At 63.3% G+C, this 17,571-nt stretch carries 19 protein-coding genes; 7 read left to right on the top strand and 12 right to left on the bottom strand.

Going from position 1 to position 17,571, the window contains the following annotated elements; genetic code table 11:
• Positions 1 to 68 precede the first annotated feature (68 nt).
• Complete coding sequence (locus tag CCICO_RS03155) at positions 69 to 308, top strand: hypothetical protein (protein ID WP_018019019.1); 240 nt, start codon at positions 69 to 71, stop codon at positions 306 to 308.
• Here CCICO_RS03155 and dnaG read toward each other — a convergent pair.
• Positions 305 to 2,182, bottom strand: coding sequence for a DNA primase (dnaG, locus tag CCICO_RS03150; RefSeq protein WP_018019018.1), 1,878 nt, complete (start codon positions 2,180 to 2,182; stop codon positions 305 to 307). The genes CCICO_RS03155 and dnaG overlap by 4 nt on opposite strands.
• A gap of 85 nt (positions 2,183 to 2,267) precedes the next feature.
• On the opposite strand from dnaG, the gene CCICO_RS03145 reads away from it, so the two are divergent.
• From CCICO_RS03145 to crtI, 4 genes are read left to right on the top strand one after another with little or no spacing between them, the layout of a single operon-like run.
• Positions 2,268 to 2,702 (top strand): guanyl-specific ribonuclease, encoded by a 435-nt coding sequence (locus tag CCICO_RS03145; protein WP_018019017.1) that lies wholly within the window; start codon positions 2,268 to 2,270, stop codon positions 2,700 to 2,702.
• Between the two features lie 2 nt (positions 2,703 to 2,704).
• Entirely contained in the window at positions 2,705 to 2,947 is a 243-nt protein-coding gene (locus tag CCICO_RS03140) for a hypothetical protein (protein WP_018019016.1), read from the top strand.
• Between the two features lie 3 nt (positions 2,948 to 2,950).
• On the top strand, positions 2,951 to 3,826 hold the full coding sequence (locus tag CCICO_RS03135; RefSeq protein ID WP_018019015.1) for a phytoene/squalene synthase family protein: 876 nt from the start codon (positions 2,951 to 2,953) through the stop codon (positions 3,824 to 3,826).
• Complete coding sequence (gene crtI, locus CCICO_RS03130; protein ID WP_018019014.1) at positions 3,826 to 5,385, top strand: phytoene desaturase family protein; 1,560 nt, start codon at positions 3,826 to 3,828, stop codon at positions 5,383 to 5,385. Before CCICO_RS03135 ends, crtI begins: the two co-directional genes overlap by 1 nt.
• On the opposite strand, the gene CCICO_RS03125 is transcribed toward crtI, so the two are convergent.
• Both CCICO_RS03125 and CCICO_RS03120 read right to left on the bottom strand, forming a co-directional pair.
• On the bottom strand, positions 5,382 to 6,644 hold the full coding sequence (locus tag CCICO_RS03125; RefSeq protein ID WP_018019013.1) for a deoxyguanosinetriphosphate triphosphohydrolase: 1,263 nt from the start codon (positions 6,642 to 6,644) through the stop codon (positions 5,382 to 5,384). The two genes, crtI and CCICO_RS03125, sit on opposite strands and share 4 nt — an antisense overlap.
• Positions 6,645 to 6,654: 10 nt before the next feature.
• Positions 6,655 to 7,209: a YdcF family protein gene (locus tag CCICO_RS03120; RefSeq protein WP_026161327.1), complete on the bottom strand. Its 555-nt coding sequence runs from the start codon at positions 7,207 to 7,209 to the stop codon at positions 6,655 to 6,657.
• Positions 7,210 to 7,254: 45 nt separating this feature from the next.
• On the opposite strand from CCICO_RS03120, the gene CCICO_RS03115 reads away from it, so the two are divergent.
• Positions 7,255 to 9,240 carry a TPM domain-containing protein gene (locus tag CCICO_RS03115; RefSeq protein ID WP_018019011.1) on the top strand — a complete coding sequence of 662 codons (1,986 nt, stop codon included), beginning with the start codon at positions 7,255 to 7,257 and terminating at the stop codon, positions 9,238 to 9,240.
• Here CCICO_RS03115 and CCICO_RS03110 read toward each other — a convergent pair.
• From CCICO_RS03110 to CCICO_RS03100, 3 genes are read right to left on the bottom strand one after another with little or no spacing between them, the layout of a single operon-like run.
• Complete coding sequence (locus CCICO_RS03110; protein ID WP_018019010.1) at positions 9,237 to 9,716, bottom strand: hypothetical protein; 480 nt, start codon at positions 9,714 to 9,716, stop codon at positions 9,237 to 9,239. The two genes, CCICO_RS03115 and CCICO_RS03110, sit on opposite strands and share 4 nt — an antisense overlap.
• Positions 9,717 to 9,741: 25 nt before the next feature.
• Entirely contained in the window at positions 9,742 to 10,299 is a 558-nt protein-coding gene (locus CCICO_RS03105; protein ID WP_018019009.1) for a hypothetical protein, read from the bottom strand.
• Between the two features lie 12 nt (positions 10,300 to 10,311).
• Positions 10,312 to 11,697, bottom strand: a complete 1,386-nt coding sequence (locus tag CCICO_RS03100; protein ID WP_018019008.1) for a glycine--tRNA ligase — start codon at positions 11,695 to 11,697, stop codon at positions 10,312 to 10,314.
• Between the two features lie 268 nt (positions 11,698 to 11,965).
• On the opposite strand from CCICO_RS03100, the gene CCICO_RS03095 reads away from it, so the two are divergent.
• Positions 11,966 to 12,400, top strand: coding sequence for a Fur family transcriptional regulator (locus CCICO_RS03095; RefSeq protein ID WP_018019007.1), 435 nt, complete (start codon positions 11,966 to 11,968; stop codon positions 12,398 to 12,400).
• Between the two features lie 3 nt (positions 12,401 to 12,403).
• Here CCICO_RS03095 and CCICO_RS03090 read toward each other — a convergent pair whose 3' ends face one another.
• The 6 genes from CCICO_RS03090 to era form a co-directional block, all read right to left on the bottom strand.
• Positions 12,404 to 12,838: an HNH endonuclease signature motif containing protein gene (locus CCICO_RS03090; RefSeq protein ID WP_018019006.1), complete on the bottom strand. Its 435-nt coding sequence runs from the start codon at positions 12,836 to 12,838 to the stop codon at positions 12,404 to 12,406.
• A gap of 36 nt (positions 12,839 to 12,874) precedes the next feature.
• Entirely contained in the window at positions 12,875 to 13,519 is a 645-nt protein-coding gene (locus CCICO_RS03085; protein ID WP_018019005.1) for a hypothetical protein, read from the bottom strand.
• Between the two features lie 296 nt (positions 13,520 to 13,815).
• Entirely contained in the window at positions 13,816 to 14,961 is a 1,146-nt protein-coding gene (locus tag CCICO_RS03080; RefSeq protein ID WP_018019004.1) for a VIT1/CCC1 transporter family protein, read from the bottom strand.
• Positions 14,962 to 15,126: 165 nt separating this feature from the next.
• Complete coding sequence (locus tag CCICO_RS03075) at positions 15,127 to 15,867, bottom strand: isoprenyl transferase (RefSeq protein WP_018019003.1); 741 nt, start codon at positions 15,865 to 15,867, stop codon at positions 15,127 to 15,129.
• A 15-nt stretch (positions 15,868 to 15,882) separates the two neighbouring features.
• A complete protein-coding gene (gene recO, locus CCICO_RS03070) occupies positions 15,883 to 16,626 on the bottom strand; it encodes a DNA repair protein RecO (RefSeq protein ID WP_018019002.1) in 744 nt (247 codons plus the stop codon).
• Between the two features lie 15 nt (positions 16,627 to 16,641).
• A complete protein-coding gene (gene era, locus CCICO_RS03065) occupies positions 16,642 to 17,568 on the bottom strand; it encodes a GTPase Era (protein ID WP_018019001.1) in 927 nt (308 codons plus the stop codon).
• Positions 17,569 to 17,571: the final 3 nt, after the last annotated feature.

The raw sequence follows: 17,571 nt of genomic DNA, 5'->3' as shown, positions 1-17,571 counted from the left end.
CCCCCTAGCGTCCTGGCCGCCTCTTGCTACAGTGGTGCGATACACGTTGCGCACAGGAAAGGACAGGAATGATTCAGTTCGTTGTCGGCGCTGCCGCCGGTTATGTCTTCGGCACTAAAGCAGGCCGTAAACGCTATTCCCAGATCAAAAACGCCTACCAGGCGGCGGTGAACTCCCCCGCCTCCAAGGCGGCCGTGAACGCCACCCGGAAGGCTATCGCTAACAAGCTCGATCCGCAGCCGCGGATGCGCGAGGTCAAGAACCTGCGCTCCGATAGCCAGTCCGTGCTGGAGCCGGACGAGGACTAGTAGCGGTTCGCCCGCTCCAGCAATTGCCGGCGCTGTTGCTCTAGCGCCACCACATCCGCGAAAAGGCTGTTGTAGGCCTTTTCGTCTTTAGTGGGGTTCATCCGCTCAAGCTGCCCTTTGAGCTGCGCAATGATCTGCCCCACCCGCACTTCTTGCAGCCGGGAGTACACCGAGTCCGCGTAGCGAAGCAGATGCGCTGCATCCACGCGGATCGGCTCCACGGCTAGCTCGGACACCAGCGCCCTACTGTGAATGTCCGGCATCTCCCCTGCGACTGCCGCCAGCCAGTCCACGCCTTCCTTCTCCGCCTCGGCTGTGAGCGCCGTGTCCACTGCCTGTTTCACCAGCACATAGGAGGGATGGGTGAAGGTGGAATCATCAAAGGCCCGCATGTAGGGCACCGCGATCTCGGGGTGCTGCAGCGCGAGTTTGATTGCTTCCCGTTCCGGCCAGAGCCGGCTATCGCGCGGGTCCGGCCGTGGCACCGAAGGCTCGCTGGCTGTGGCTTCTCGACGCTGCCTCGGCTGCTGCTTTTTCCGCGGCGCCCGCGCCTGTTCCCGCACTTTCCGGACCACCTCATCGATGTCGCGCCAGCCCAGCCAGCCGGCGAGTCGGCGGGCGTATTCATCGCGCAGCGTGTGGTCATGAATATCGGCGATGACTGGGATGGTGCGCCTGAGGGCCTGCAGCCGGCCTTCGACAGAGTCCAAGTCATAGTCCTCGATGATCGAACGCACCACGAACTCGAACATGGGCTCACGGCTGGCCACGAGGTCCCGCACGGCGGCATCGCCCTTTTCGAGGCGGAGATCGCAGGGATCAAGCCCCTCGGGCGCCACCGACACATAGGACTGCCCGGTGAATTGTTGGTCGCCTTCGAAGGCGCGCATGGCGGCTTTTTGCCCGGCTTCGTCTCCGTCGAAGGTGTAGATGAGCTCGCCGCGGAAATAGGAATCATCGAGCATGAGCCGCCGCAGCATTTGCAGGTGGTCCTCGCCGAAGGCGGTGCCGCAGGCGGCCACAGCCGTGTGGATCCCTGCGGCGTGCATGGCCATCACATCGGTGTAGCCTTCGACTACCACCGCCTGGCGCGAGGCAGCGATGTGCTTTTTGGCCATGTCTAGCCCGAAGAGCACCTTGGACTTCTTGTACAGCAGGGTTTCTGGGGTGTTCATGTACTTGCCCAGCTTGTCATCGTCGAAAAGCTTGCGAGCTCCGAAGCCGATCACATCCCCAGCGAGGTTTTTGATCGGCCAGAGCAGCCGGCGATGGAAGCGGTCGATGGGGCCGCGGCGACCCATTTTCCCTAGGCCTGCGGCTTCGATCTCCTTGACATCAAAGCCCTTGCGCACGAGGTGCTTGGTGAGGGTGTCCCACCCAGCGGGGGCATAGCCGCAACCGAATTCGCGGGCGTGCTCTTTGCTGAAGCCGCGCTCGCTAAGAAAGTCCCGGGCCGGCTGCGCCTCGGCGGAGTCCAAGTGCTCTTGGTAGAACTCGTGGGCAATCTTGTTGGCCAAGATGAGGCGCTGGCGGGTGCCCACATCCTCGCGCCGGCCTGGTCCCCCACCTTCGTAGGTGATGTGGTAGCCGATTTTTTCCGCGCAGGCCTCTACCGCCTCGGGGAAGCTGAGATGCTCCATCTTCATGAGGAAGGAGAACACATCTCCCCCCTCGCCGGAGGAGAAGCAGTGGAAGTAGCCGCGGGCGGGGCGCACATGGAAGGAAGGCGTCTTCTCATCCTTGAAGGGCGACAGTCCCTTCAGCGAGTCCACACCAGCGGGCTTGAGCTGCACATAGTCGCCGACGATTTCGTCGATCGGCGTGGCCTCTCTGATCGCTTGAATGTCCCGCTCAGGGATACGTCCTTTACCCATGGCCCCTACATTAGCGTGCAGCTGAGACACGAATCATGCCACCGCAGATGACCTCGACCAACGGGGGCTAATACACTACGTGTTTATGGCTGATGAACGTTCCTCGGGCCCGAGCGGCTCTCTGCGCCGAGTGGCGCTCTCCCTCGGCGCTGTCCTGCTTGCCGGTGTGGGCACCTATCTTGGCCTTGACGGCGGCGAAAGCGGCGGCAGCGATAGCAGCGGTGAGGCTAACGGGGATACCTGTGCGCTGAGCAGCCTGCCCCCAGAGGCCGCCGAGGTAGTCGAGCGCATCGAGGCCGGCGGACCGTTCGAGTACCCGGAAAACGACGGCACCCATTTCGGCAACTATGAGCAGCTGCTGCCGCAGCGGGCGAAAGATTATTACCGCGAATACACAGTAGCCACCCCTGGGCTGAATCACCGCGGGCCGAGGCGCATCGTCACCGGCGGTGAGAAACCGGATGTGTGGTACTACACGGCCGATCACTACGAGAGTTTTTGCGAAATGACGGGAGTTTAGGCATGCAGCTAGTGGCAGTGGATTGTCGCCGCGCCCGCAGCTGCGGCGACCTGATCGCGCTGATCTCCGATGCGCTCAGCGCTCAGCCGCATCAACGGGCTCTGAACCTCGATGGCTTATACGACGTGTTCAAGGAGCAGCCGGTCACGCACCTCTTGCTGCGCGGCGTACGGCTCGAGGCTGCCGAATTCGACCCCGTCGAGACGGTGGCTCGCGCCGCCAATGTGACGGTGGTGTGCCGCTAAAACATGAGTGCCTCCCCCTCGGATTATCTGCGGCGCTTTCAGGACTGCGCCGATGCCGCCGCCCGGCAGGTGATCCGCTCCTATTCCACCAGTTTCGGGCTCAGCAGCCGGCTGCTCGCCCCGGCGGTGCGCCGCGATATTCATAATGTGTACGCGGTGGTGCGCATCGCCGACGAGATCGTAGACGGCACCGCGGCGGCCGCTGGTATGAGCCCCGCCGAAATCCGCGCCGAGCTGGATCGCTACGAGGCGGAGGTGATGGCCGCCCCCGAGCGCGGCTTCCACACCGACCCAGTGCTCCATGCCTATGCCGGCACGGCCCGCCGCTGCGGGCTCAAACGCGAGCACATGGCCGCCTTTTTCGCCTCGATGCGCCAAGATCTCGAGCGCAGCAGCCACACTCCCGAGAGCCTCGCCGCCTATATCTACGGCTCTGCGGAGGTGATCGGCCTGATGTGCGTGCAGATCTTTCTCTCCGGCCGCAGCGTGAGCCCAGAGGATCGGGCAGCGATGGAGCGCGGCGCCCGCAGTCTCGGCGCCGCATTTCAGAAGATCAACTTCTTACGCGATCTCTCCGAAGACAGCACCTCCTTAGGACGCGCCTATTTGGGCGAGCTCACCCCCAGCTCTCAGGCTGCCCTGATCACCGAGATCCGCCAAGACTTGCAGCTCTCCTATGCCGCGATCCCTCTGCTGCCCACCTCCTCGGCGCTGGCGGTGCGCTCGGCCACCGATCTCTTTGCTGCTCTCACCGAGGAATTGGACAAGGCCCCCACCCAGCTGCTCTATCGGCAGCGACTGCGGCTGGGGCCCACCCGCAAGGCAGGCATTATTATCCGATCGCTCGCCCACAGCATCCGAGATGTGGAAAGGTCCTGATGTATCCGTCTCGTGTACTCGTGATCGGTGCCGGTGTTGCCGGCCTCGCCACCGCCGCCCTGCTGGCCCGCAGCGGTATCCAGGTGGAGGTGGTGGAGAAGAATAGCGAGGTGGGCGGTCGGGCGGGGCTACTCGAGGAAGGCGGCTATCGCTGGGATACCGGCCCATCGTGGTATCTCATGCCCGATGCCTTCGATCATTTCTTTGAGCTCATGGGCACCTCCACCGCCGAGCAGCTGGATCTCCGGTTGTTAGATCCTAGCTATCGGGTGTTCGTCGACCCGCACAAGCCCCTCGATGTTCCCGCTGGCCGAGCTGCCGTGGTGGAGCTGTGCGAGTCCCTCGAACCTGGGGCCGGGGCGGTGGTGAACGAGTATCTGGACCAGGCCGCGGATGTCTATGACATAGCCGTGCAGCGTTTCCTCTACACCACCTTCTCCTCTCCCTTGCCGCTGCTGCATCCCAGCGTGCTGCGCCGGCTGGGCACGCTCGCTGGCTTGCTCGGAACATCCCTGGATAAGCATGTGCGCCGCCGAGTGAGCGATCCGCGACTGCACCATATTCTGAGCTATCCGGCGGTGTTTCTCAGTTCCCGCCCAGAGCGCACGCCCGCGCTGTATCACCTGATGAGCCACACGGATCTCTCTCAGGGGGTGCGCTACCCCATGGGTGGTTTCGCTGCGGTGATCGATGCTCTCTACCGTTTGGCCCGCGCCGAGGGGGTGCGCTTCCATCTTGGAACTCGGGTGACTGCCATTACCCATGACGGCTCGCGTGCCACGGGCCTGCGGGTGCTCGACGCCCAAGGCCGTGCCGCCACGCTCACCGCGGATGCGGTTGTCTCCGGCGCAGATCTGCACCACACAGAGACCACCTTGCTGCCCGAACGGCTGCGTAGTTACTCGGAGCGCTATTTCTCCCGGCGCGACCCCGGTATCGGCACGGTGTTGGTACTCGCCGGCATCGATGGCCCATTGGAGCAGCTCAGCCACCACAATCTCTTTTTCTCTGCCGACTGGACGCCCGATTTCGATGCGGTGTTTTCCGGTCCTCACCCACAGCGCCCGCTCGGCGCCTCCGAGTCGATCTATGTGTCTCGCCCCTCTGCCACAGACCCGGGTGTTGCGCCAGAGGGCAAGGAGAATCTGTTTCTCCTCGTTCCTACTCCTGCGGATATCAGCCTGGGCCACGGTGATGCCTATGGCTGCTCGCCCAGCCCAGAGGTGCAGGCCATCGCCCAGGCTGCGCTGGCGCAGGTGGGTGCGGCTATTGCGGAGCCGAGCCTGCCTGCTCGGGCGGAGGTTGTGCGCACGATCGGCCCGGCTGATTTCTCGCAGCGCTATCACGCGTGGCGGGGCGGGGCGATAGGCCCGGCGCATACCCTGCGCCAGTCTGCTTTTCTGCGCGGCTCGAATGCCTCCTCCACGCTGGATGGGCTCTACTATGCGGGCGCCACCACGGTGCCCGGGGTGGGGGTGCCGATGTGTCTGATCTCTGCGGAGAATGTGCTCAAGCGAATGCGCGGTGATCGTTCGGGCGGACCCTTGGGCGCGCTTTAGCAGTAGAACACGGAGATGTCTGCGGCCCTGCGGGCGGTGCGCTCGAGGCGGGATTCTGTCATGGAGGCGATCTGGTCTACAAGCACCCGCTGGCGTTGCTGCTCGTTCTCAGCATCGCGATACCACGCGGCAAACATCGGATCGAGGGATCCGGGTGCGCTGAGGTGCAGGTAGTCGTAGACGCGGTAGATGAGGTCGCGCTGCCGGTTCTGCCTGCGCTGGTGCTGGTCTTCTTCCATCACATACAACACAGCGATTGTTTTGAGCATCCGCACTTCGGCGGCCACCTCGGGGGTCACTACGAGGTGGCCGTGGTGGCGGCCCAACGGCTGGCCCTGGTGGGCGGACAGGGTGGCGGTGATAGCGGCACCCACATAGCGGCCGACGAGCTGGGAGGTCATAGCTTTCAGCCCTGCGAGGGCGCGGAGGGATCCATCGAAGTCCGCGGCACGGGAAACGCAGCTGAGTTGGCGCAGCCGGTCGGCGGCGTCGATAAGCTCCTCGGGTGTGCCTCCGAAGGCATGGGCACCTTGCTGGGCGAGGGCCGCGAGTTCCACGAGGTCCCAGAGCACCCCGAGGTGGATGCGTCCGGAGAGGATGCCGTCTTCGACGTCGTGGACGGAGTAGGCGACATCGTCGGAGAAGTCCATCACCTGGGCTTCCATGCATTTCCCGTGGCCACTGATGCCTAGGCGGGCCCAGCGCAAAATGTCGCGGTCTTCGTCATACGCACCGTATTTGCGGTGTCCTTCGCCGGCGGTCCACGGGTATTTGCAGGCGGCGTCGACTGCGGCGCGCGATAGGTTCAGCCCGTAGCTGGTGCCGTCTTCGCCGAGCACCTTGGGTTCAAGGCGGGTGATGATCCGCAGGGTTTGGGCATTGCCTTCGAATCCGCCGGCGTCCTCGGCGACGGTATTGAGCGCCACTTCTCCGTTGTGCCCATAGGGTGGGTGTCCAATGTCATGGCACAGCCCAGCGAGTTCGCACAGATCCGGGTCCAGCCCGAGCCCGCTGCCAATACCGCGCGCGATCTGTGCCACCTCGAGGGAGTGAGTGAGCCGGGTGCGTGGGGTGTCTCCGTCGCGGGGGCCGACCACCTGGGTTTTATCCGCGAGCCGCCGCAGCGCTGCCGAGTGCAGTACACGTGCCCGGTCGCGGGAGAAGTCGCTGCGCGCATCGGCGGCGGTGCCGGGCAGCTGCGCGCTTTTGGCCGGTTCACTCAGGCGGCGTTCATAATCGCTGGCGGAATAGACGTTCACCCTAGTGACGCTAGTAGAGTTGCTTCATTCGGGCGCGCAGACTCGGCCGACAGTGGGAGCCGAGCGTACGAAAACCTCGCTCTACGCGCCGCGCCCAGCGCTCCCCAGCCACAACATCCACGGCAATCACGGCTAGCCCGCCGGCCTCATGCGTGAGCTCATAGGCCCGCAGCTTCGAGCGCACTCCCACACCGGTGGCGGTATATCCTTCTCGCCGCGCCACCCACACAGCCCGCAGCAGGTGGGTGCGATCTGTCACCACAATCACAGGAGTGCGCTTATCGACGCTACCTCCCACCGCCCGCAACGAGCCGCGAGTGTCGTGCCCCTCGGGCACCTCGAGCAGGGCGCTGCGCGGCACTCCGTGCTCGGCTAGGTAGGCGGCCCCCGCCTCTGCTTCCGTGAAGCGGTCCCCCGGCAGTTTTCCTCCCACTACCGCGATCGCTTGGGCCTCACCGCGCTCATAGAGCCTTCGGGCTGTGTCGAGGCGCGCGGCGAAGACCTGCGAGGGCACGCCATCGTATTGGGAGGTTCCCATCACCAGCGCTATGGGGGCTGTGCTCATAGTGGTGCCGAGACTAGCACAGGCCTGTGCACTACTCTGGCTTTCATGACTAAGCGCATCGTTGGCCCTTTGTACGCCACTCTCCTTGCCGCCGGCACCGTAGGTCTACTCGCTGCGGGCCCCAGTGCTCTCGCCGCCGCGCCACCGGTGACCCAGGTGTCGTCTGCGGATTATCAGACTCTGCGAGAAAGCTATGTGGGCGATTTCGCCGAGGTGTTCTCCGCGTCTGAGGAATCCTCGATCAGCGAGACGCTCAAACAAGGGTTTCAGGATCACGGCAGGCTGCTGTATCTGGTCTTCGAATCGGAGTATCAGGGCACCGGCACCGAACGTGCCGAACAGTGGTTTCAGCAGCTGTCGGGCGATAACGTGGCGATCATTTCGGTGGATGTGACCAAGCGCGATTATGGCTATCACGCTGGCTCCGAGTGGTCGAAGTCCGAGGTTACGAGCATCATCGACGCTGGCCTGCCCGCCCTTGGGGAGAGCGACTGGGCGGCGGCTGCGCAGAGCATGGCTGACTCCTATGCCTCCTCGGGCTCCTTGAGCGGCGAGGAGATCGGTTGGCTCGGCGGCGGCGCCGTGGCCGTGGTGGGTGCCGGCGGCGGTTTGTGGTACGCCTCGAAGCGACGCCGCAAGCAGGAACAGCATCAGCAGATCGAGCAGGCCCGCCAGTTCCGTTCGGACGATGTGGATAGCTTCCGCAGTCTCGATACCGAGGTGCTGGCCTCTTTGGCCGAGGAGGAGCTGGTCTCTACCGATGAGTCGATCCGCCGCGCCCAGGAGGAGTTGCGTTTGGCGAAGGCCGAGTTCGGCGAGATCCGCACCCGTCAGTTCACCCAGGCCCTCGAGTCCTCTCAGCGCACCCTGCACGAGGCTTTTGCCATCAAGAGCGCCCTCGATGCGGGGCGTTTTGGGGGCTCGCGCCGCGACGGGTTGGTGCAGATCGTGACGTCCTGCGCGAGCGCCGACGACATTTTGGACGCCCGTTCCGAGGATTTCGCCCGCATGCGCAATGTGCTGCTCAACGCCACCGAGAATCTCGATCGGCTCACGCAACGCATCGTGGACCTTCGCACCCGCCTGCCCCGCGCCGCTGAGCAACTCGAGCAGCTGCGTGCCCGCTACAGCGCGAGCACTGTGGGCTCGATCAACGACAACGTGGAGATGGCCGAGGAGCACCTGAACCAGGCGGAATCCACCATGGATACCGCCCGTGAGCGCTCCCAGCTCCCCGCTGGCGAGCAGTCCGATGTGGTGGATTTGATCACCGGAACCGAAAAACTCGTGGACCAGGCCGATCAGCTGCTGGCCGGAGTGGAGCATGCCGATACCAACATTGCCGGCGCCCGCGCCGCCCTGCCCGATCTGATCGAGGAGGTGCGCGCGGAGCTGCGCGAGGCTGAGGATCTCATGGGCAGCAGCCGCCGCACGGGGGTGAAGGTGGACGAGCACCGTTTCACCACCGTCACCCAGCACGCCGAGCAGGCAATGACCCAGGCACAACGTGAAGGCGAGGCCGATCCTTTGTCCACTCACGCCACCCTCACCGAAGCCGATGGCGAGCTGGATCAGCTACTGGAGACTCTGCGCACCACCTCGCGCATGGGCGAGCAGCTGCAGCGGCGCTTCGATAGCACGGTGGCCTCCGCAGATCGCCTCATCCAAGCCACCCAGGATTTGGTGGCTACCCGCGGCCGCGTGATTGGGGCCCGCCCCCGCACACTGCTGGCCGAAGCCACCCAGTTGCGCGCCCAGGCGCAGCAACTGCGTCCAACGAATCTGCGGGGTGCTGCCGATACTGCGGTGGAGGCGCACCGCGCCGCTGATCGGGCGTATCGCGCCGCGGAGGAGGAGATTTCTCGGTATAACGATCGCCACCGCTCGTCGGGCTCGACCTCGGGGGCGTTTCTGGCCGGCATGGTGATCAACAGCATGCTCAGCGGTGGCGGCGGAGGCGGCTTCGGCGGTGGTTCCTTCGGCGGCGGAGGCGGGGGCGGCGGCTCCTTTGGTGGTGGCGGCCGCTTCTAGTAGCGCGGTCGCCGGATCGGGGAATCCACCACCACGCAGGCCCATGTGAGCACGACCGCGTCGATAAGCGGGATGCGAGCATGGGCCGGTCCATTTTCTATCTCCACCCGCCCAGACACCCGCGGCCGCGTGAAGGCAGCGATCCCGCCATCGGCAGTGGTGATGGCGCGTTCTTTGCGCCACACGGAGCAGCGATCGAGCTTGTAGCGCCGGTCGCCGCATTCGGCCTCGAGCGAGGTGATCGTGAAACCCGCTTGGCGCACGCACATCATCTCCCCGTCCGCTGCCGTAGCCCGGAAACTGAAGGAGGTGGCGCCGGGGGTGTATTCCACGAGCAGGCGCTGGCCATCAACATAGATCACATCCGAGCGCACATGGGCGATGAGGACATCATCGCGGTCGAGCAGCTCGTTTTCGTCCCACACCCACACCCATGGCGATTGCCCAGGGGTGGTGGAGACTCGCTGCTCAACCATGATGGAGCGCCCTTTCTGTGGGGATCTAAAGCAGGAAGACGGCCAGCGCCAAAATGGTGAGCAGCACCAGGGAGGCGATGATGATGGTGGATCGCGACTCGAGTCGATTTTCCAACGCGATGCGTGCCAGCCAGGCGAGGAAAACGGCTTCGTCGCGGCTGAGCAGATCATCGGAGGGAAGATCACTTAAGTCCAACACCACGTCGCGCACACCGGAGTTGAAACCGGTGAATTGGCCCAACTTGGTACCGTCGTGGTCTTCCACCACCCAGTTGTTGGCTGATTCGTTGACCACGCGCATGGCACGGCCATTGGCATCCACGCTGAAGGCCTTCGCCTTGGTGAACTTGGTTCCGGCCTCCTCGGGCTTAGCGCTGTAGACCCGGCCATCCGGGGTGGCGGCGCGGGCTCCATCATCGGGGGCCACGTGCAGCCGCCACGGCTCGCCGCCGCAGACGCTAATGCGCCCCGATACGCCTTCTTGGGTGATCTCATCCACGGCCACCACCGAGTTGCCTTGGCGCAGCTTCATAATGGTGCCGGAATCGCCCTTTTCGCGGCGCGACCACTGCAGGTTGTCCATGAGGTGTTCTCCTTAGCAGCCGATGAGGCGCTGGGCCAGATAGCCCTGCAACTGGTCGAGGGAGACGCGCTCCTGCTGCATCGTGTCGCGTTCACGCACGGTCACGGCATTGTCCTCGAGGGTGTCGAAGTCCACGGTGACGCAGAAGGGTGTGCCGATCTCATCGTGGCGACGGTAGCGGCGACCGATCGCTCCGGAGACGTCGTAGTCGATCGTCCAGTACTTACGCAGCTCCGCTGCCACCTTCTCGGCGGTCGGGGTGAGTGTCTCCTTCTTCGACAGCGGTAGCACAGCCACCTTGATCGGAGACAGTCGCGGATCCAGCTTGAGCACGGTGCGCTTATCGACGCCACCCTTAGCATTCGGGGCTTCGTCCTCGGTGTAGGCATCGCAGAGGAAGGCCATGAGGGCGCGAGTGAGACCAAAGGAAGGCTCAATCACGTATGGCACATAGCGCTCGCCACTGGCCTGGTCGAAGTACGAGAGATCCTCACCGGAAGCCGTGATGTGGCTGGAAAGATCGAAGTCCGTGCGGTTAGCCACACCCATCAGCTCGCCCCAGGGGTTGCCGCTGAAGTCGAACTTGTACTCAAAGTCGATGGTGCGGTCCGAGTAGTGGGCGCGCTCGTCTTCCGGAACATCGAACTGGCGGATGTTCTCGGGGGCGATGCCCAAGTCAATGAACCAGTTCCAGCAGGCCTCGACCCACTCGTCGAACTTCTCCGGCGCCTCGTCGGGCTTGACGAAGTACTCGATCTCCATCTGCTCAAACTCGCGGGTGCGGAAGATGAAGTTACCCGGGGTGATCTCGTTGCGGAAGGCCTTACCCACCTGGCCGATGCCGAAGGGCGGCTTCATGCGGGCGGTCGTCATCACATTCTTGAAGTTGATGAAGATACCCTGGGCGGTCTCAGGGCGCATGTAGTGCAGACCCTGCTCGTTATCGACGGGACCAAGGAAGGTCTTCATCAGGCCGGAGAACAACTGCGGCTCCGTCCACTTGCCCTCTTGGCCGGTCTCGGGGTCCTTCACATCCGCGAGCCCATTAGCCGGCGGGTGGCCATGCTTGGCCTCGTAGGCCTCCAGCAGATGATCGGCGCGGTAGCGCTTGTGGGTGTGCAGGGATTCCACCAGCGGGTCAGTAAAGGTCTCGACGTGGCCGGAGGCCTCCCACACCTGCCGCGGCAGAATGATCGAGGAGTCAAGGCCCACCACATCGGCACGGCCCTGAACGAAGGTACGCCACCACTGCTTCTTGATGTTTTCCTTCAACTCCACGCCCAGCGGGCCGTAATCCCAGGCCGAGCGGGTGCCGCCGTAGATCTCACCGCACGGATACACCAGACCTCGGCGTTTGCAGAGATTGACCACGGAATCGACAACAGATTGCTGTGCCACAGGATGCTCCTCTTTTAGCGTCTACACAAGTAAGTCTCAACCATACTATCGCTAGCACCCACAGCCGCTTTCATCTCCTTAACTCAGGGACGTCCTATCCCTGATGTAACCGTTTTCATTTCAGTTTCGATAAACCTTAAAGGAAACCGATGGCAATGCCGTGGCGTACCCATGCTGGGGCCTACACTAAGGCCTGATGACCCACGGCTCGGCGAAAGTCAGCCTCGCCGAGTGATTGCTCACCCCGCAACCCGAAGGAGTCAGCTCAATGAGTACTCGTAACGACCCGACCATCCCCAAACTTGGCGTCCGCTCCACCCGGCAGCGCGCCGCCGTGGTGAACGTTCTCCGCGACTTGGATGCTTTCGCCTCCGCGAAGACCATCCACGAGGAGCTCACCCGCCGCAACTATCGCGTGGGCTTGACCACCGTCTACCGCACCCTCCAGTCTCTAGCCGACATCGAGGCAGTGGATGTGTTGAACATGGCCTCCGGCGAAACTCGGTATCGCCACTGCGATACTGATGAGCACCACCACCACTTGGTGTGCACCGACTGCGGTAAGACCGAGGAGATCGAGGGTGGCCCTGTGGAAGCGTGGGCCCAACAGGCCGCCCAGGCACACGGGTTCAAGCTCACCGCCCACACCGCCGAGGTGTTCGGACTGTGCTCTGACTGCGCCCCGCGCCACTCTGCGTCCTAGCCTCTAGAACGGGGCCGGCTCCTCAACCACTGGGCCGTAGATAGCTTCGTTCTTCTCGCGCCGCACCTGGTGTTTGCGCTGCATCCGCTCGTCGAGAGTCACCCGACGCATGTCCTTGAGCACTCCCTCCGGCACCGACGTAACCTCTTCCCCATCCTTCGACCTCCAGATGGCGTTACCCTGCGGATCCAGCTCCACTGTGTACTCCCCTAGGGTCTTGAGGCGATGATGCTTCGTACACAGCGGCTGGAGATTCCATGTCGCCGTGGGGCCACCTCGGTTGTATTCCTTCGCGTGATCCATCTGGCACTTCGACGCCGCCATGGTGCAGCCCGGGAAGTTACAGCTGCCATAACGCGCAATCACTGCGTGCCGCTGGGACTCAGTGGGCTGGTAGGAATCCACCTCCGAATCCGAGAGCAATTGCAGGGCGGTCACCTGCTTGAGCAGCTCGTCCGTGGCATAGTCCGCCAGCTATCCCTGCTCGGGCGTCCACGCCTGCTTCTCGAACCAGTTGGCATAAACGTGAAACACCACCTTTGTGTTGGTGTGCCCTGCCATCAGCTCAACCAGAGCGTCTGCGTGGGAAATGCCGCGCTGCTTCGCCACCTGGGCGATCGTGCCCATGACCTGGTGGTAGCGGTGATTTTCTAGCTCGATGTCGATATAGCCGGTCTCCCCCTCTGGATTGTCCCAAAAGGTCACCGATTCCTGAGTGGTCCGGCGTGGATCCTTCTTCCCACTGGAATCCACTCCGAGAGGATCAATCCGCTTAAGGATCTCGTTAATCCTCCCACGCAACCAGTAGCGCCCTTTAAGCTGCTGCTTGTGACGCCGCGGCAGCACCTCGAGCACAAAATTCAGCTCGAATTCCACCCGCTTGTCTGGGGCGATGCCCACGAGCGCCGAGGACAGGGCCATCAGATGGGAGTCATTGAAGATAAGGCGGAGCCGTAGCACTGCCGCGATCAGCGGAAATTGCCTAAAGAGCTGCGAAAGCTCGAGGAGCATCACCACGAAGTTTTCGGTGCACCCCAACTGCCCGGCAAAGCGTGCGGCCGTGTATTCCACCGCATCTTCCTGCCCAGCTGCATCCGAGAGGTAATCGATGAGCTCCATTCGGCGCCTGTTGACCTCAAGGGCACTGTATGGCAGATCCGCCACCTCGTGACTGTAGCAACAATCAGTATCGTTAATACGTTCTAACACCGAATCGAACAGAGGATGCTCGCCGTAGGTGGAGTGTATATCTGGTGATAATTGACTTTCTACTAGCTGTGTGAACATTCTTCCCCCTATGGATCATTCGTTCACTGGATAATTCCCCTTAAGAGAATTATCCCGCACTCATGTTCGAAGTTCAATAGCTAGGGGAAAGTTTTTTGGCTGGGGAGGTGGCGTCGATAAGCGCCGAGCTAGGTGATGCTGGTACCGAAGACCGTGCCCAATAGCCAGGTCACACCGGCCGCCCCAAGGCCGATTGCGAGCTGACGCACAGCCCGCTTGGCTGGCGGAGCACCAGAAAGAACCCCCACCACGCCGCCGGTGAGGATCAGAGCCACACCCACCAGCACAATAGCGACCACCGCAGCCGCTGTAGTGGGAAGACCAAAAAGAAACGGCACGATAGGAATGAGAGCACCACCGGCGAAGAAGGAGAAGCTGGACAGCGCGGCGGTGACACCCGACCCCACAGTGGTGGTATCGGAGGAGGACTCTCCCCACTCGGTCGCTGCCTCGGCGTCATGAGCGCTGTGAATGCGCTGCAACACCGCCTGAGCTTTACGTTCGGCCTCCTGCTGCCCCATTCCGCGGGCGCGATAGACCAGAGCCAGCTCGTTAGCGTTGAAGTCCAGCTGCGGCAGAGCGGAATGTACCTCCGGATCGGGAGTGGACGCCTCCAGCAATTCCTTCTGCGACTGTACGGAGATGTACTCCCCTGCCCCCATCGACAGAGCGCCGGCCAACAGCCCCGAGATCCCGGTGAGCAAGATGACGTTGTGGGACACCCCCGAGCCCACCACACCCAGCACCAAGGCCAGGTTAGAGACGAGGCCATCATTGAGCCCAAACACCGCGGCCCTAAACCCGCCGGACATGCGCTCCCGCGAACGCGCCGCAAGACCACGCACCACCTCGGCGTGGATGCGCTCATCGGCCTGCATCTGATCGGTGGCGTCTTGATCGTCCTCGTAAGGACTACGCGATTCGGCGTTTTGCATCAGCGCCAACGTAAACACCGAACCAAAGTGGCGGGCCAAGAAAGCCATGAAACGCGTAGACAGATCGGGCTGCATGGGCATTCCCACCTCATCGCCCAGGAGAGTGCGCCAGTGCTGCTCATGACGCGACTCGGCATTGGCGATACCGAGCAGGATCTCGCGTTCCTCCCCCGTCTTCCCGCGAGCCAGCTCGCGATACACGGCGGCCTCGGCACGTTCATTAGCGAGGTACTGCCGCCAGCGCTTCACCTGCTTCGGGCTCGCCGCGCTCAGCGGCTCAGCACCCGAAGCACCCGAGGCGCCCGAGACACTCGCAGCACCCTTCGCCACATCCGACATATCTCTCCCAGCTCTACCTCGCGGCACCACCGCAGCACCGCAGCACCGCACCACCGCAGCACCGCCACGACACTAGCGTGACCTAACTTCACGCGACCGCCGGTATCTTAACCCCTCTAGGCAACCCAGCCAACTGGGAGAGATTATGGCAGTGAGGTGGATCTCCTATTTCACCGCACCGAACCGGCGATCTCGGCGGGCGTATTCCTCCACGGCGGCGAAGAGATCGGCGGGAGTGAAGTCGGGGAAGAGCTTGTCTTGATAGACCATCTCGGCATAGGCGGACTGCCAGAGCAGGAAGTTGGAGGTGCGCTTTTCCCCAGAGGGGCGCAGGAAGAGGTCAACGTCCGGCATGTCCGGTTCGTCGAGGAAGTCGGAAAAGGTGGACTCGGTGATGGCCCCTGGTGCGAGCTCACCGGCCCGAGCTTGGCGGGCGATCTCGCGAGCGGCGTCTACTATTTCGGCGCGGCCGCCATAGTTCACGCACATGGCGAGGGTCATCCGAGTGTTGTCTTTGGTGAGGTTCTCGGCCTCTTCGAGTTCGCGAATGACGCTGCGCCACAGCCGGGGCCGGCGTCCGACCCAGCGCACCCGGACGCCTTTGTCGTTGAGGACGTCGCGCTGCCGGCGCAGAACATCGCGGTTGAATCCCATGAGGAAGCGCACTTCGTCGGTGCTGCGCCGCCAGTTCTCCGTGGAGAAGGCATAGGCGGAGAGGTAGTCCACCCCGAGCGCGAGGCAGGCGTCTACCACATCCATGAGTACGGCCTCGCCGCGCTTGTGGCCTTCGGTGCGTTTGAGGCCGCGTTCCTGGGCCCAGCGCCCATTTCCGTCCATGACCAGCGCGATGTGGCGTGGAATGAACTCGGCGGGAATGCTCGGCGGGGTGAGTGCAGATGAATTCACTCCCTTATTGTGCCATTAATCCGCGCGCAGACTGAGCACGCCCCGCTCGAGGTGGTATTGCACGTGATCGGTGATAAGGCGGTGCGCTGTGTCGACGAGCCCCGCCCAGCGGGCGGGGTCGGCCTGCTGCGCTTGGGCCATGGCGTCGTAATGCCCATGCGCCATCCACCACATGAGCCGGAGTGCCTCGGTGGGCACGGTGGTCGCCCCCGGTGGGCGGCATTCGGAGCAGACTGCGCCGCCGGAGCCGGGGTCGAAGCCACGGTGGGGTCCGGGCTTGTCGCAGTGGGCGCAGTTGAACATTTCGGGGAGCCAGCCGGCGCTGCCCATGGCATGTAGGAGAAAGATGTCGAGGCTGATCAGCGGGGTGTCGTCGTGGCGCAACGCCTCGAGGGCACTGACGGCGAGGTCGAAAAGCGCGGAGTCGGGCAGGTCAGCCAGCGAGAGCTTCTCGGCGGTTTCGAGGACCGCGCAGGCGGCACTGTAGCGCTGGTAGTCCTCGATGATGCCTGATGCGTAGTAGTCGACGGTGTCGGCGCCGCTGATGAGCGCCAGGCTCTTGCCTGGGTAGCACTCGACGTCGAGAAGCACAAAGCGTTGAATGCGGGAGCCGAAGCGAGAGCGGGCGCGTCGCACGCCCTTGGCCACGGCGCGGACGAGGCCGTGCTGGCGGGTGAGAAGCACCACGATCCGATCGGCTTCGCCGAAATCATAGGTACGCACCACGAGGGCGCGGTCGCGGAAGCTGCCGCGTCGCACGCGTGAGGACCTCCCTTAAAAGCCGAGTCGACCCAAGGACTTGGGATCCTGCTGCCAATCCTTGAGCACCTTGATGCGCAGGTCTAGGTAGATGTTGTGGCCGAGCAGCTGCATGATCTCTTGCCGAGCGTTGTGCACGATCCGACCATAGCGTCGGTTGGCTTTGCCCATGAGGATCTTCTTCTGGCCGGGACGCTCCACATAAATCACGGCGTGCACATTCTTCACCCCGGCGCGCTCGGGGTTGTCGAGCACCTCGTCGATCTCCACGGCCACCGAGTGCGGCAGTTCCTCTTTGAGCCCGCTGAGCGCTGCCTCGCGGATGAGCTCGGCCATGCGCTTGTCGGTGGAGTCGTCGGTGACGTGATCGTCTGGATAGTATTTGGGCCCCTCGGGTAGCAGCCCCACGATCACATCCATGAGCACGTCGAGCTGCTCGCCGGACATGGAGGATACGGGCACAAGTTCGGCCTCGGGCCCGAGCAGCTCATGGGCCTGCAGGAGCCGCTCTGCGATGGTATCCCGGCTCACCTTATCCACCTTGGTGATCACGCCGAGCAGCGTGGTGTGCGGCGCAACCTTGCGCACGTTCTCCACGATCCACCGATCCCCCGGCCCCACCTTCTCGTCGGCGGGGATAGTGATGCCAATAACATCCACATCCGCGTAGGTATCGGCCACCATCTCGTTCAGGCGTTCACCGAGCAGCGTGCGCGGGCGGTGCAGACCTGGCGTATCCACGACCACCACCTGGGCCTCTGGGCGGTGCACCAGCCCGCGAATGGTGTGGCGGGTGGTTTCCGGCTGATCGGCGGTAATCGCTACCTTCTCGCCCACGAGGGCGTTCATCAGTGTGGACTTTCCGGTGTTGGGCCGCCCTACAAAACTCACAAATCCGGAGCGGAAACCTTCAGGTGTATCGGTGAACATGCGCTTAAGCATACG

This window comes from Corynebacterium ciconiae DSM 44920, from assembly GCF_030440575.1.
GTDB lineage: Bacteria > Actinomycetota > Actinomycetes > Mycobacteriales > Mycobacteriaceae > Corynebacterium > Corynebacterium ciconiae.
The sequence above is the reverse complement of the archived record's forward strand: the minus strand, read 5'-3'. Positions and strand labels throughout refer to the sequence as shown.